Origin of the sequence: Oceanirhabdus seepicola (assembly GCF_023684385.1) — a bacterium.
GTDB lineage: Bacteria > Bacillota > Clostridia > Clostridiales > Clostridiaceae > Oceanirhabdus > Oceanirhabdus seepicola.
On record NZ_JAGSOJ010000001.1, the window covers coordinates 1,200,942 to 1,216,564 of the forward strand.

Annotated in this window: 16 protein-coding genes; 3 read left to right on the top strand and 13 right to left on the bottom strand. The window is 30.6% G+C overall.

Going from position 1 to position 15,623, the window contains the following annotated elements:
- Positions 1–62 precede the first annotated feature (62 nt).
- Positions 63–530 (top strand): GNAT family N-acetyltransferase, encoded by a 468-nt coding sequence (locus KDK92_RS05255; protein ID WP_250858046.1) that lies wholly within the window; start codon positions 63–65, stop codon positions 528–530.
- 110 nt (positions 531–640) lie between these two features.
- On the opposite strand, the gene KDK92_RS05260 is transcribed toward KDK92_RS05255, so the two are convergent.
- Positions 641–1,045 carry a hemerythrin domain-containing protein gene (locus KDK92_RS05260; RefSeq protein WP_250858048.1) on the bottom strand — a complete coding sequence of 135 codons (405 nt, stop codon included), beginning with the start codon at positions 1,043–1,045 and terminating at the stop codon, positions 641–643.
- A 206-nt stretch (positions 1,046–1,251) separates the two neighbouring features.
- Here KDK92_RS05260 and KDK92_RS05265 point away from each other — a divergent pair, with 206 nt between their 5' ends.
- A complete protein-coding gene (locus tag KDK92_RS05265; protein ID WP_250858050.1) occupies positions 1,252–1,890 on the top strand; it encodes a TetR/AcrR family transcriptional regulator in 639 nt (212 codons plus the stop codon).
- A gap of 21 nt (positions 1,891–1,911) precedes the next feature.
- Positions 1,912–2,685 carry a CPBP family glutamic-type intramembrane protease gene (locus KDK92_RS24780; RefSeq protein ID WP_250858052.1) on the top strand — a complete coding sequence of 258 codons (774 nt, stop codon included), beginning with the start codon at positions 1,912–1,914 and terminating at the stop codon, positions 2,683–2,685.
- Between the two features lie 262 nt (positions 2,686–2,947).
- Here KDK92_RS24780 and KDK92_RS05275 read toward each other — a convergent pair whose 3' ends face one another.
- The 12 genes from KDK92_RS05275 to KDK92_RS05330 form a co-directional block, all read right to left on the bottom strand.
- On the bottom strand, positions 2,948–3,532 hold the full coding sequence (locus tag KDK92_RS05275) for a hypothetical protein (protein WP_250858055.1): 585 nt from the start codon (positions 3,530–3,532) through the stop codon (positions 2,948–2,950).
- A gap of 211 nt (positions 3,533–3,743) precedes the next feature.
- Positions 3,744–4,469, bottom strand: a complete 726-nt coding sequence (locus KDK92_RS05280; RefSeq protein WP_250858056.1) for a hypothetical protein — start codon at positions 4,467–4,469, stop codon at positions 3,744–3,746.
- Between the two features lie 34 nt (positions 4,470–4,503).
- Positions 4,504–5,226, bottom strand: coding sequence for a hypothetical protein (locus KDK92_RS05285; protein ID WP_250858057.1), 723 nt, complete (start codon positions 5,224–5,226; stop codon positions 4,504–4,506).
- A 334-nt stretch (positions 5,227–5,560) separates the two neighbouring features.
- Positions 5,561–5,821 carry a hypothetical protein gene (locus KDK92_RS05290; RefSeq protein ID WP_250858059.1) on the bottom strand — a complete coding sequence of 87 codons (261 nt, stop codon included), beginning with the start codon at positions 5,819–5,821 and terminating at the stop codon, positions 5,561–5,563.
- Positions 5,822–6,129: 308 nt separating this feature from the next.
- Complete coding sequence (locus KDK92_RS05295) at positions 6,130–6,741, bottom strand: IS607 family transposase (RefSeq protein ID WP_420852318.1); 612 nt, start codon at positions 6,739–6,741, stop codon at positions 6,130–6,132.
- 140 nt (positions 6,742–6,881) lie between these two features.
- A complete protein-coding gene (locus KDK92_RS05300; RefSeq protein WP_250858062.1) occupies positions 6,882–7,487 on the bottom strand; it encodes a hypothetical protein in 606 nt (201 codons plus the stop codon).
- Between the two features lie 272 nt (positions 7,488–7,759).
- The gene (gene uidA / locus KDK92_RS05305) at positions 7,760–9,580 is read right to left on the bottom strand and encodes a beta-glucuronidase (RefSeq protein WP_250858064.1); all 1,821 of its coding nucleotides are present in this window, start codon (positions 9,578–9,580) and stop codon (positions 7,760–7,762) included.
- Between the two features lie 40 nt (positions 9,581–9,620).
- Positions 9,621–10,991, bottom strand: a complete 1,371-nt coding sequence (locus KDK92_RS05310; protein WP_250858066.1) for a glycoside-pentoside-hexuronide (GPH):cation symporter — start codon at positions 10,989–10,991, stop codon at positions 9,621–9,623.
- A 127-nt stretch (positions 10,992–11,118) separates the two neighbouring features.
- Positions 11,119–11,973: an SDR family oxidoreductase gene (locus KDK92_RS05315; protein ID WP_250858067.1), complete on the bottom strand. Its 855-nt coding sequence runs from the start codon at positions 11,971–11,973 to the stop codon at positions 11,119–11,121.
- Between the two features lie 19 nt (positions 11,974–11,992).
- Positions 11,993–13,033 carry a mannonate dehydratase gene (uxuA, locus tag KDK92_RS05320; protein ID WP_250858068.1) on the bottom strand — a complete coding sequence of 347 codons (1,041 nt, stop codon included), beginning with the start codon at positions 13,031–13,033 and terminating at the stop codon, positions 11,993–11,995.
- Positions 13,034–13,059: 26 nt separating this feature from the next.
- On the bottom strand, positions 13,060–14,466 hold the full coding sequence (gene uxaC / locus KDK92_RS05325) for a glucuronate isomerase (RefSeq protein WP_250858069.1): 1,407 nt from the start codon (positions 14,464–14,466) through the stop codon (positions 13,060–13,062).
- Between the two features lie 10 nt (positions 14,467–14,476).
- Complete coding sequence (locus KDK92_RS05330; RefSeq protein ID WP_250858071.1) at positions 14,477–15,505, bottom strand: sugar kinase; 1,029 nt, start codon at positions 15,503–15,505, stop codon at positions 14,477–14,479.
- Between the last annotated feature and the right edge of the window lie 118 nt (positions 15,506–15,623).

Genomic DNA, 15,623 nt, shown 5'->3' on the forward strand with positions numbered 1-15,623 from the left:
ATTACATGTATAATTATAGAATTATATTTTAAAGAAGTAACACTAATGGGGAGGTTATTAATATGAATGATATTAACATAAGAATTATGAGAGCTGATGATATTGATATGTTGTGTGATTTTGAGGAGAATGCTAGAATTACTGAGCCTGAAATTTGGATGGATGATTTTAATAAAGAAGATTATAGGGCAAAGTTATTGTCCTTAGATATTGATAATATGAGGAATTATAAAATATTTATAGCACTAGAGAATAATAAGATAGTTGGTAGATGTGACGTAATGTTAATGACAAGTCTAATGGATTTTTATAAATCTGCTTATATAGATTGGATTTATATTCAAAAAGACAAACGTGGATTAGGAATTGCACATGATTTAGTTTCCAAAATTGAGACCTATCTTATAGATGAAGATTACAAATATTATTATCTGTTTACTGCTAGTAATGATCAAGCAAAAAAATTTTATCATAGTAAAAATAGATCTTTTAAGATATCTACTAAAGAGATTGCTGAAAAAGAATTATAATAAGTTATTTAGGGGACTGTTCATAAATTTTACTATTAAGTTTGTCCACGTTTAAACGTTGGACAAACCTTAGTAAAATATTTATAAACCGTCCCTTTTAAAAAAGTACATTATTTAATCAACAAATATAAATCACTATCTTCTTTATTAATTCTATTTAAAACAACTCTTAAAGTATCTTTACATTCTGTTTTAAATGAATTCTTTGATTCTCTTATTTTTGAACCAATATTATATTTCTTGTGAAACTCTGAAAAACTATCACTCACACTACCCATCTCTTCTAGATAATATTTAGCTTTGTTTCTAATAATCTCATCAGAATGATTTAATAAATTAGGATATAAGTATTTATCCTCACTATTCAAATGTATTTTTAAAACTCCTGCTAACTTATTTATATTCTTAGCTATGTTCATTGAGTTTTCATCAATATCCTTATTCATATCTTTCAATATTTTATCTATTATTATTTTAATATCATCATGTTGTCTTTTTAAGTTTGCTGTATTCATTTTTTCTCCTCCTATGGTAAGTAACTATTTCCATATGTACTTTATTAACTTATCTACTTCTATAATACACTAAATACCCTATAATTCCTGTAACTCACGTTACACTATACTATTTTATTTTACATCCAAATACTTCATTGTAATATTTTCCAATACGTGTTATAATTTCAACAGACAACCTGTCGGTTCAGAAAGGAATTAATACTATGAATAGAAATAGAAAAGATGCATCTATAAGAAAACAAGAAATATTGCAAACAGCTTTAAAACTATTTGTAAATAAAGGATATGAGAATACCAGCACTAATGACATTATAAAGTCATTAAATCTTTCTAGAGGAGGTCTATATCATCACTTTAGTTCAAAAGAAGAAATTTTAGATACAGCTATCACCACCCTTCTTTTATCAGAAAAAACTAGAGTACTAACAATTCTTGATGATGATAAACTATCTGCTGCAGATAAATTAAAAATTGTAGTGGGATTTGATTCCGCATCTCAACCTATGGCTGATGATGTTATAACACTTGTCAGCACAATGGATAACCCAACGTTACTCACACATTTATTGAAGAAAAAACTTGAAATTATTACGCCACTTTTTGTAGATATTATTCAGCAAGGGATACAAGAAGGAATATTTGTATGTAAATACCCTGAGGAATTCTCTAAAATTTCAATAATATTAAGTACTACGTTATTTACAGATACAATAATGCATATGTCATTAGAAGAATATAAAAAAATGGTCTTGGCGTTCCAATCCATTGTGGAAACAATGCTAGGTGTGACTCCAGGTACATTTAATTTTATGAATCAATCTATAATTCCAGAAAAATGGTGATTATTATTGGAGGGGAATATTGTGAAACAAATAAAGAAATTTATTGCATTAACATTTTTAATATCTTGGATATCATGGGGTGTATTAGCACTTTTTACACAATTAGATATTATGAATTATGGTACACCAATCTTTATGATAATATTTATTCTAGGAGCTATGGCTCCTGCGTTAAGTTGCTTATGGATAAAAAAAATTAACGGAACCAAAGAAGAATATAAAGCTTTTTTGAAAAATATTATTAACCCAAAACATCATCTGTTATGGTATGTATTTATTGTTATATCGGTACTAATAAATTATTTTATTAAGATTCTAGTGACTCAGGGGATAATGACTGGTATTCTCATAAAGCCTTTCTATATTGCTATTATATCTATACCAATTATGATTATAGGTGGAGGTCTAGAGGAAATTGGCTGGCGTGGATTTTTACAGCCACATTTAGAAAAGTACTATTCACCTTTTTTGAGTACTTTATCTGTTGGTGTTATATGGGCATTATGGCATCTTCCTTTATGGTTTATCATTGGTACTAATCAGACTAATATGAATTATGTAAGTTTCTTCATTACTGCCATTGCACTTTCATTTCTATTTGCCGTGGTTTACTCAGGCACTAAGAGTATATTTATGTGTATTCTTATACATGCGTTTTTCAACTCTTCTTTAGAAATCTTTGGTTGGAATAATACTATCATTGCAAATTTAACCGTCTTACTTATTAATGTGGTGATTTTTATGGTATATCAACATCATATAAAAAAAGATATGAAAAAGAAACTCTTCATGTGATAAGAGCCTTAGCGACGCCGAGATTGAACTTTTTCAAATAATCAATTTATATTGTCTCTCCTCTTTTTTTCATCTTTAGAGTGTCAGGCTGTTGAAAAAGTTCAATATCAAGGAACATGATGAACGAGCAGGGTTAGACAACGGCTAAGGTACTCGAGCAGCACAGTGAATCATAGTGACGCCGTGATTGGGCTTTTTCAACAGCATGAGGAAGGGTTCATAAGAAATTAATCTTATGAACCCTTCCTCTTAACCCTCAAATTTAATAATACTTTATACAAAAGTTTGCAGCGTTTATTAGACGCTTTCTTGTGATTGGCTTTACTTTATTAATTTCTCTTTCTTCACATGATCCTGTGTATATATCCCAAAACAATACCTTTTCCAACTCTTTTATCTCTTTATTAAATACAGAAAATTCTTGTATCAAAGATATTAAAATATTATCATTTCTTATATCTTTGTACTTATCATAATATTTCAGTATTATTAGTCTTTTATTTTCCTTATCAATGCCATAAGGTAATTCCACTGCAAATACCCTCATCCGCTTTTTCTTTTCTAATATCTCAATATTAAAAGGTATATCAAAATTAAAAAATACTTCTCTAAATATATCTCCATATTGTTCTTTAGATAATTTAATAAAATTCACGAGAAATCTTTCACAAATTTTATTTTTCACTCTTCTTTTGAAATACTCATTCATGAATTGATTATTATTTACCTTACTACTGTTTACCAATATTTTTTTGAAGTCTCCTATTCCTCTTCCGAAATAGATATTCCCTTTTGGTTTGATTAATTTATCAAAAGCAAGTATGAATCTATAGCCATCTATTCTCAAGAAAAGCTCCTAAATATTGATTCATACAATTATATTTAAATTTTATTGGAATTATTCTTAAATAATCAAAAATTACATAAGTTTTAACATTTGCTTTTAGGTTGGCTTGTCCAAACTATAACCTAAACTTACAATTCCCATTCTTATCCCTTGTCCTATCCAAATTAAAATTAAGATATTCTTCTTTCTTATCTTTTCTTTATTCTTTCAACTACATTCTTTCAGTTGTTATATATAAATTCTTCTCTCCCAGAGTACTTTTTATCTCGAATTTAGCAGTAACTTTTATTTTTCCAACTTTATCTGAAGTAATAAAGCTTATGAGGATTTTCCCCTCTTCTTTTAATTCTCCATCATTATTAAAAACTAAAGTGTTCTCATGTTCAAAATCTTCTTTTTCCATTGCTTTACTTCTATATTCTTTAATAATTTCAATATTTTTATTACTAATATAATCGTCTAAAAACTCATATATTACTGAATGAAATACATGGTTATACCAGACTACTTCACTAACTAATTTTCCGTCAATATGATATTCCCCAAATATTGAATCTCTTTTTACTGGAATAGTTGTAGTTAAACACCAATGTCCATAATCTTCATCTAAGGGTTCTGAACCTTTCTTTAATATATAATAGTTGAGATCTACACGTCCTTGAAACAGATATGTTTTGAGCCTAAAAGGATCAGTATCGAAATGTTTATTTACGAAATAGCTATTAATTATAATTACCTCATATTCATTACCATCAGCATGTATCTTAATATTTTCTAGCATTGGATGCACATTGTCACCTATTTTTTTCATATATTTTTTTGCATTTCCTCTTTCGTCCATTCTCATACCTAGATCATTCATAATAAACAACCCTAACAAAAATATAGTAATCCCACCACAAACAAATATCCACCATCTATCTAATAGCTTTCTCATCTTATTCACCTCTACATTAGTCAATATTTCATTCCTACATTATCTCAGTAGTAATATATAAATCTATATCTTCCTTTAGACTCTCAATCACAAGTCTAGCAATAACTTTTACCTTTTCTTCATTAACAATTACAGTATAAGTAATTAAAAGTTCTCCCTCTGCTTCTACTTCTTCACTCTCTGTAAATACTATAGTATCTTCTTTCTTATAATCTTCCATTTCAAAATTATTACAACTCCACCCAGTATACCTATCCTTATTGCCATCCTCTAAATACTCATCCATGAAGTGCCATATAAAATTACAATATATAAAATGATCAATAGTTTCATTAATAGCTTTTCCATCTATATGGTAATCACTTAATACGGAATCTCTCTTTACAGGAATTATTGTACTAAAACACCATAGATTATAATCTTCATCTAGAGGTATGCCTCCCTCCTTTAATATGTAATAATTAAGATCTGCTCTTCCCTGATACAAAGCAGTTTTCAAGTTGAATGGATAATTATCGTAACGTCTATTTCTAAAATCTCCATCAATTATAACAACCTCATATTCATTCCCATCAGCATATATCTTTATATTATCAATAAGTGGGTGAACATTATTACCTAATTTTTTCATGTATGCTTTTGGATTTACTGTTGAATCAAGTGCCACACCTGGATCATTTACAATAAATAACCAAACCAAAAATATACTAATCCCCCAACAAACAAATATCCACCATTTATCTAATACTTTTTTCATCTTATACACCTCTTCGTTATTATGAAATCTGTATATAACAGCATGTCCACTCTCTGTTTTACCCCAATATATAACTATCCTCTTCAACTTGACACCTTTAATTTATATATATACCATAATTATACATTGTAAATTATGCTTTGTGTACTAATAAATAAGACCGTAACATATTGTTGAGTAGCTATTTTCACCAAAAAAATTTATAATTCCTTAATAAATAGTAAAAACAAGATGCTTTTTATAAAAACACCTTGTCCAATAAAATATTATTACTTAAAATTAAATCATTAGTTTATAAAAGGTTTTAATTTATTTTTCAAAAACTAAATATAGCTCAAAATTTCACACTAACTAGGAAGTCTTTATTAATAAGGCAAACTCCTCCGTTGCACCAAATAGCTAATATGCCATCATTCGAAAAATACCATATAAATCTTCCATATACAACTTCAACATGCCCTTCAAATGCAACAACTAATCTAATCGATGGCCATATACACATATCATTCATACCATCTTGTAACTTTTGTTTAAATTTTTTCGTTTCTTCTAGTTCTAACTCCATTTCTTCAATCTTCTGTTTGTTTTCTAACAATAATATATCCTCCTTATCTTTTGTATTTTTTTGTATATTTCCAGTGCTTTTGCACCTTATGTTGTATAATATGTATTTTTATGACTTTTGTCACATTTTATATTAATCTTAAAAATTATTGTTGATTAAAATACTTTCACTTCATCAAAAAATTTAAAATGGATAATAATTGATGTTCTGACTTTAATTACAAATTACATCTTATAATTCTTTAGGCCAATTGGGTTTTACCAATAAAATATAGGTTCTGACCTTTAGTCAGAACCATTCTACATTATCCATTCTCAATTATACATTTTCCATTATGTTTAAGCTCCAGTCTTTTTAAATAAGTCTGAGTTTTCTTTCCTTATCTTAAGAGCTCTTTGACTTCTATTACCATATAGTTTACATGAAAAATCAGTAATTATTGATAGTACATCTTCAAGCAATTCCTCTTTATATTCTTTGTCTTCTGTATGATTAATAACTTCAATTTCCACATTATAGATATCACATAATTTAGAAATGATTTCATAACCAAATCTGATGATTCTATCTTTATAGTTAATTACTATCCTATCAATTTCTTCAGCACAGATAAGTTCAATAAGTTCATCAAGACCTTTCTTACTATAATTCAATCCACTTCCTAAATCCTGAATTATCTTGAACTGATACCCCTTAGCAATACAAAACTGTGATACATTCTTAACCTGATTTTTTAGCTCTTCAATTTTTTCCTTAGATGAAACCCGACAATATCCAACGGTAATTTTAACATTGTCCTTTTTGTTTCTTAGCTTTATCAAGTCATTTTTATCATACCTTCTATGTTTACCGCTTGTTCTATGGGGAATGAGCTTCCCCTCTTTTTCCCATCTTCTCATTGTTGAAATGGAAACACCTAAATACTCACTAGCTTCACTTACACTTAACACAAAATCACCTCCATATTTTGAGTATGGACAGCAATTATCTAATGTATTCATTCCTAGCTAAATTTACATATCATATAAAAAGAAAGAACAAATAATTATACCTAATTTGTTCTTTTTTCTTTCTTCACTATTCCTCTTAATTAACTAATTCTAACAATACTCAAGTTTCCCCCAATTGATGAGTTTAAGCAAACTATATTAATTAACCCATCAGAAGCATTATTTAAAGAATACCTAGCATTTTTCTTAGCATTAAATATGACAGATGAACGATTTATGATATTCGGGGTCCCATTAATCCCTTGATATGCAGTGTACACTCTGCTTAGAACCTCATAGTCATTCTCATTATTCAAGGTGTACGTCAAATATACTATCCCTAAGCCTGATGATGGTGTAACATTTACACTCCATTGAGCTAAATATACCCCCTCTTGATTAAAGATAAATTCATTTGAATTCTCATCATAATAAATACTGCATTCATTATCTTGATGTTCTCTAATGATATTAAATGCAATTCTCTCTCCACTTTTAGTTGCTGCTTGAGCATTCTTTATCCACGCTTGTATACCACATCTAGCATTCCCAATCTGAGAATTTTGATTGTAGTTATTCTGACGGTTATTAGTATTACTAGGGTTTTGCTCACCAGGATTATTGCAATCATCATTACCTGAACACCCAGAGATGTAATAATATTCTTTTGTTTTTTGATCATATCCTACTCTTAAAGTAGATTTCATGATTTTTTCACGACCTTTTAATTGATTATTGATTATTATTTGTTACAAAACGGCATATTAAATGCATTTCCCTAGGGAAAAAAATAAGTTCTTAATGCATTATACTCATTTACTAGGTTTTATGTTCTAAATTCCTGTCGAATAACTAGCAACTTCTATTTAGTATGTGGATATGTACACGAGGCGATAATGCACCAGATAAATGCCCGGTATACTCAGTATGAACAGAAAAATAAGCTGGTGATAATCACCAACTTATTTTATACAAATTACTATTTTTTATAATTATAATCAGGAATGTTATTCCATCTTTCTTTTAATAAGTAAGCTGCTCCTTTAGGTTGTCTTGTTCTTGTAAATGCACCTTTTTTATTACCATTAACACGCATTATACCCTCTGTAGTTTGGAAATCAGCAAAGTTCCACATTTGTTCACCAACAACATTGTCACATGAATCAAAAGCTTCATGTTGGGCATTTAAATATTCCTGTTGATATTCTTCAGACCACATAACACTTGGTAATTTATGAACACCACTCATTGTATCTGCTCCATATTCCGAAATAATGATAGGTTTTCCAGTGGAAGCCCATCCTTGTAATTCTTTCTTAAAGATTTCTTTTGCATATGGAAGTTCTGGTCCACCTTGCATATACCAACCATAATAACGATTCAATAGTATTACGTCTGCATACTCATGGACTTTACATTTTCCAAATGGAGCCATCAAAAAGTTAGTAAATGTCATTGGTCTATTTTGAATATCTAATGTTTTTGCATATTCAAAAATTTGTTTAAAGTATGGAGCAGATGCATCTTGAGATGTATCAGGTTCATTTGCTAAACACCACATTACAACACATGGATGGTTTTTATCACGTAAAAGTAGTTCACGTATAGCATCTTTATGATTTACAATTGTTTTTGTATGTACTTCTTTCCTGTCAAAGAAGCCTGTTTTTTTACCTGCTCCTGTTCCTGCTGCAATAAAATTATTCAACATATCAAACATTCCAACTGCAGGTGTTTCATCTATAACAACTAGCCCTTTACGATCAGCCATTTGCATAAACTCTTCAGCGTATGGGTAATGTGCAGTACGAACAGAGTTTGCACCTATCCAATTTAGCAACTCAAAATCACGTAGATTAACAACAGGATTATATCCTCTTCCATGATATTCACAATCTTCGTGCTTTCCAAAACCTTTAAAGTAAAAAGGCTCTCCATTTATTAATATTCTATTTTCTTTAACTTCAACTGTACGTATTCCTACTGGAAGAGGATAATCATCTATCACTGTATCTCCATTCACAATTTTCACATTAAAAGTATACAGATAAGCATTACCAGGTTTCCATAAGTTAACATCATTAATTGTAATACTTCCCTTTTTCCCGTTTCCAGTTTCTACTACTTTTTCATCTTCATCTAAAATATCAATGATAACATCACTATTTCCTGTAGTGATTATTTCATAATCAATTACCCCATCTTTTCCCTTAATGTCAGTTTTAACAGTAATATCATATACACTCTCTTTAGGTAATGCTACTAGCTTAACTTGACGATGCAAGCCAGAATAATTAAAGAAATCAAAGAATGGGAATAAAATTTTCTTACCATCTTCATAAGTTTTAATTGTACCACAAGGAATTGTAGTATAGTCTAATTCATTATTAACTACAACAACTACTTTATTTTTTTCTCCGAATTTAACAACATCATTTAATCTTCCGCTAAAAGGCATATACCCACCTTCATGACTTACTACTTCTATACCATTAACCCAAACTACTGCTCTATGAGTAGCACTACCAAAACGTATATCTACATTGAAGTTTTTCCATTCTACTGGAATAAATACTTCTGTTTCATACCATACATCTCCAACATGCTCACGAATATCTTTATCTGTGAAAATGTCATTATAGCTTGATGGTACTGCCATCAAAGTAGTATCTACTAATCCATCTTTCCACCCTTTTGCTCTACCTTCATTATTTTTGTCTACTTTAAATTTCCAAATACCAGAAATGTCAACTACACGTCTTGTACATGTGTCTACTGGATATAAAAACGAATTCTTCATATTTTCTTCCTCCCATTTATATACATTATATAAGATAATTTTAACTATTAATAGTTTGCACTACTTCTACTTGTTTTTCTGGAGTTAGGTTCCAAATAAATTGATATGAAAGGAATGCTATAAACATACCTATTGCAGGTAACCCAACTATTAAAAATTTAATTCCAAATAAAACTGAAGCAGTCTGAGAAGCTGCATTTGGAACATATCCAATTATTGACAAACCCACTCCTCCCATGAATCCAGCAAATGCTTGTCCCATTTTACGAACAAAACTATAAGATCCATAAATAACACCTTCTTGACGTTTCCCACACAAATATTGATTATAATCGATACAGTCAGAAACCATACCCCATACAAGCATATTTGGAATTGTCATAAATATTCCTGCAAAGAACGTTACTGTAATATACGTATAAGGGTTATCTGGAAGTATTAATAACGTTCCATAAATGACAGCTGAAATTAAACTGCTTATTGATACTGTTTTTTTGACACCAAATTTTTTTACGATTTTTGACATGAAAGGTGCTAATATTAAAGTTGGTAAAATACCTGTAACCCCTGTAATAGCCATAAGTTTTAATGCATTTAGATTTTCCTTAAAGTAATATAATGTCATTGCACTATTAATCATAAATCCAAAAAGCATTGCAATAGAAGCAATTGACACAGCTACAAAAGGTCTATTTTTAACTAATACACTAAAGGACTCCTTGAAGCTTACTTTTTCATTTTGATCACTTTCATTTATTTTATGTTCAATATTTTCTTCTACTGTTAAATAAGCAACTATATAAGAAATAACAGCCATAACACCAAATATAGCCATTGCTATTAAATAACCTTTAGACAAATTATCTGCAAATCCGGCTAAAACTAAAGGAACTAGTATTCTTGGTGCAATATTTCCAATCATACCACCTATTCCTCTTGCTACAGCTAGTGCGGAGCGTTCTACTGGATCTTGAGTCATAACTGCTGCTAGTGAACCATAAGGAATATTAACAAAAGTATACGCCATTCCCCATGCAATATAAGTTGCATATGCCCAAATCAGCTTTTGAGCTCCACTTAAAGAATTCGGTGCAATAAACATTAATATAGATGCCGCAACTACAAGCCAACAACCTTTTAATAGATAAGGCCTAAATTTATCAACCTTTTTCCCCTTGTTCTTTAACATTCTTTTCTTAAACATTCTATCTGTAAAAGCCCCCATCATAGGGTCGTTAACAGCATCCCATATACGTGCTATTAAAAACAATGTACCAGCTGCAGCTGCTGTTATTCCTAAAGCATCTGTGTAGAATGCCAATAAGAATCCAGCTGACATACCAAAAGTAAGTCCGTTTGCAACGTCCCCCATCATATAACCAAATTTATTCTTAAATGTAATCCTTTTCATACACACCTCTCCCCCTGTATTAATTACATTATAGTTTTATTTTCATTGATATTCACATATCATCTCCTTTCAAAAAACGTAGTTATTAAGAAAAAAAATTTATTATAATTCTTAAGATATCGAAGGATTATACCCCTGAATATGCTGAAAATCCACCATCAACAGGAATTACTGTACCATTTACAAAACTTGATGCATTTTCATCTACTAACCACAACAATGTACCTAATAGTTCCTCAGGTTTACCAAAACGTTCCATTGGAGTGTTATTAATTATCTTTTGAGCTCGTTCAGTGTAAGTTCCATCATCATTAATTAATAGAGCATGATTTTGTTGAGTTACAAAGAATCCTGGTGCAATAGCATTAACTCGAATCCCTACCTTTGACATATGAACTGCAAGCCACTTTGTAAAATTGCTTACTGCAGCTTTTGCTCCGCTGTAAGCTGGTATTTTTGTAAGTGGTGTAAATGCATTCATTGAAGAAACATTAATTATTACTGCTCCCTCTTTTTCAAGCATATCTTTTGTAAAAACTTGAGATGGAAGTAATGTTCCTAAGAAATTCAAGTTAAAAACAAATTCTACTCCTTGAGGATCTAGATCAAAGAATGTAATCAAATCTTCATTTGATTCTGAATCTTCTTTGTATAAGTATTCTTTTGTAGTTGTTCCTTTATGATGGTTTCCCCCTGCACCATTTATTAAAATATCGCAGCTTCCTAATTTTTCAGTAATTATTTTACGTGCCTCTTCTAAACTTTCTTTTTTCAAAACATTTGCAGATACACCAATAGCTAACCCACCATTTTTATTAATCTTATCAGCTGTTAAGTCAGCCTTCTCTTTTGATAAATCTAACACAGCTACTTTAGCTCCACATTCTGCAAGTGCCTCTGCAAAGCTTCCGCAAAGCACACCACCACCACCTGTTACAACTGCTACCTTATCTCGTAAATCTATGTTAAAAGGTATCTTCATAATCGCCCTCCTGTTTTTCTTATTTCTTTTGTAAAGCTTCCCATATTCCATTTATATATGTTGCTCCTAAAGCTCTATCATATAAGCCATATCCTGGTCTTCCAGTTTCGCCCCATATCATTCTTCCATGATCCGGTCTTAATGGACCTTCAAAATTTATATCACTGTAAGCTTTCATTATTTCATACATATCTAATGAACCATCTTTAGAATTATGTGATGCTTCTTCAAAAGACTTCTCCCCAGTTATTTTTATATTTCTTACATGGGCAAAATGTATTCTTCCTTTAGCTCCAAAATATCTAACTAGTTCTGGTATGTCATTTTTACTACTTACACCTAAAGAACCACTACATAAAGTAATACCATTATAAGGACTATCTACTAGATTTATAAACCTTTCTAGATTTTCTTTATTTGTAATTATTCTTGGTAATCCAAATATTGACCATGGTGGATCATCCGGATGTATAGCCATTTTGATATCTGCAATCTCTGCTACAGGTATTATCTGTTTTAAAAAGTATTTTAGATTATCCCAAAGGTTTTCTTCTGTTACATTCTGATACTGTTCTAATAGACCTTTCAGTCCACCTTTACCATAACTAGTATCCCATCCCGGTAACTCTAAATCTCCATTCAATGGATTCATTTTCTGTACTGTCTCTTCTTCATATATTAATGAATTGGAACCATCCTTCAATTCATAATCCAATGAGGATCTTGTCCAATCAAAAACAGGCATGAAATTGTAACATACAACCTTAATTCCTGCTTGTCCTAAATTCCTAAGTGTCTGTTTATAGTTTTCAATGTATCTCGCTCTTGTAGGAAGTCCTAGTTTTATATCCTCATGAACAGGTACGCTTTCTATTACCTCTAAAGCTAACCCTTTATCTTCTACTTTTTTCTTCAATTCCATTATCTTTTCTATTGTCCATACTTCTCCAACAGGCACATCATAAATTGCAGAAACTATGCCTACCATTCCTGGTATTTGTCTTATTTTATCCAGTGTAACTGGATCTGAATCACCATACCATCTGAATGTCATATCCATTTTTATTCACCTCAATTCATAAATTCTTAAAGCCCAATTCCAAAATACTTCTTAGAATTGTTATAGCAGATATCCTCGATCATACCTCCAAGCAATTCCATATCATAAGGAACCTCTCCCTTTTCAACCCATTCTCCAACAAAATTACACAGCACTCTTCTGAAATACTCATGTCTTGTGTAGGATATAAAGCTTCTTGAATCAGTAACCATACCAACAAATCTACTTAAAAGTCCCAAATTTGAAAGTGCAGTCATCTGTCTTATCATTCCATCCTTTTGGTCATTAAACCACCATCCAGAACCAAACTGTATCTTTCCTGGTATTCCTCCTCCTTGAAAGTTACCAATCATAGTTCCTATTACTTCGTTATCTCTAGGGTTTAAACAATATAAAATTGTTTTAGGAAGATTATTCTCCATATCCATAGAGTTTAAAAGCTTTGATAAAGGATAAGCAACACTATAATCTCCAATAGAATCGAATCCGCTATCAGGTCCAAGTAAATTAAACATTCTTGTATTATTATTTCTCAATGCACCTATATGAATCTGCATCGCCCATCCTAATGTAGAATACACTTTTCCTAAGAATATAAAGGTTCTTGTCTTAAATTTATTTTCTTCAAGTTTTGTTAAAGTTCCATTGCTAATTGCTTTAATGAAGATATCTTCTATCTCTTCCTCAGTTGCTTCTTCATAAAATACACATTCTAAAGAATGATCAGATATTCTACAACCTTCAATGTTGAAATAGTTTATTCTATTTTCTAAGGCATTAAGAAAATCTTCATATGATTCTATTTTTATACCACTTACTTGTGATAATTTATTAATCCAATCACTAAACCCATCATTACATATATTTATAGCTTTATCTGGTCTAAAGGTTGGAAGTACTTTCACATCAAAACTTTCATCATTTCTTATTATTTTGTGATATTCTAAACTATCTATTGGATCATCAGTTGTACAAATGACTTCTACATTTGACTTTTTTATAAGTTCTCTAGCCGTAAACTCTTCACTATTAAGCATTTCGTTACATCTATTCCAAATGACATCCGCTGTATTTTCACTTAATAATTCATCTATATTAAAATACCTTTTTAGCTCAAGGTGAGACCATTGATATAATGGATTCCCGATACAGCAGGGCATTGTTTTTGCCCAAGCCTTGAATTTATCATAGTCATTTGCATTTCCAGTAATGAATTTTTCTTCTATTCCATTACTTCTCATAGCTCTCCATTTATAGTGGTCTCCACCAAGCCATAACTCAGTAATGTTTTTATAGCTTTTATTTTCTGCTATTTCTTTAGAACTTAAGTGACAGTGATAATCATAAATTGGCATTTTCCTAGCATGATTATGATATAGTTCAATTGCTGCATTATTGTTTAATAAAAAGTTATCATCCATAAATTTTTTCATCTTACTCACCTTATCTTTGTACTCTTCCTGAAGCATCACCATTTACCAGTGTTTCAACTTCATCTACAGTTACTAAATTAAAGTCTCCTTTTATAGTGTGTTTAAGTGCTGATGCCGCTACTGCAAACTCTAGTGCTTCTTTAAAATCCTTCTCAGTATTTAATAATCCATAAATAAGTCCACCTGCAAATGAGTCTCCTCCACCAACTCTATCTACTATTCTTACATCATATTTTCTTGAGTGGTAGAATTCATTACCGTCATATATTAAAGCTGACCACCCATTATCCGAAGCTGAATAGCTCTCTCTTAAAGTTGTTACTACGTATTTAAAATCAAATTGCTCTTTCATTTGTCTAAATATATCCTTATAACCATCAAGCTCTAACTCACCTTTAGTAACATCTGTTTTACCAGGCTTGAATCCAAGTACCTTCTCTGCATCTTCTTCATTACCAATACATACATCTACATATTGCATTAGATTAGTCATAACTTCTTTCGCTCTTTCTGGCGTCCATAATTTCTTTCTGTAGTTTAAGTCAACTGATACTGTAACACCGTGTCTTTTTGCTGCTTTTAGAGCTTCTTCTGTCAATATTGCAGCTTTTTCACTAAGAGCAGGTGTTATACCTGAAAAATGGAACCATTGTGCATCTTTGAAAATTTCATCAAAATCAAAGTCTAATATATCAGCTTCTGCTATCGCTGAATTTGCTCTATCATATACAACTTTTGAAGGTCTCATTGAAGCTCCTGTTTCTAAGAAGTATAATCCTACTCTCTCCCCTCCTCTGGATATATAATCTGTAGTAACACCAAATCTTTTCAAATGATTTACTGCACTCTGTCCAATCGGATTCGCTGGAAGTTTTGAAACAAAATATGAATTAAAGCCATAGTTAGCTAAAGATACCGCAACATTCGCTTCACCACCCCCATATACTACATCAAAGATTTTTGCTTGTGTAAATCTTTCATATCCAGGAGTAGAAAGTCTTAACATAATTTCTCCCATAGTAACTACTTTTTTGCTCATTTTAATTTCCTCCTTTATCTATTGAATATCAGAACTGTTTCATTTTTCATTGTTCACGTGTGCATAAATTTCAAAAATAAAAATTGAAACTGCGAGTTTGAAACATTACTATTTTATT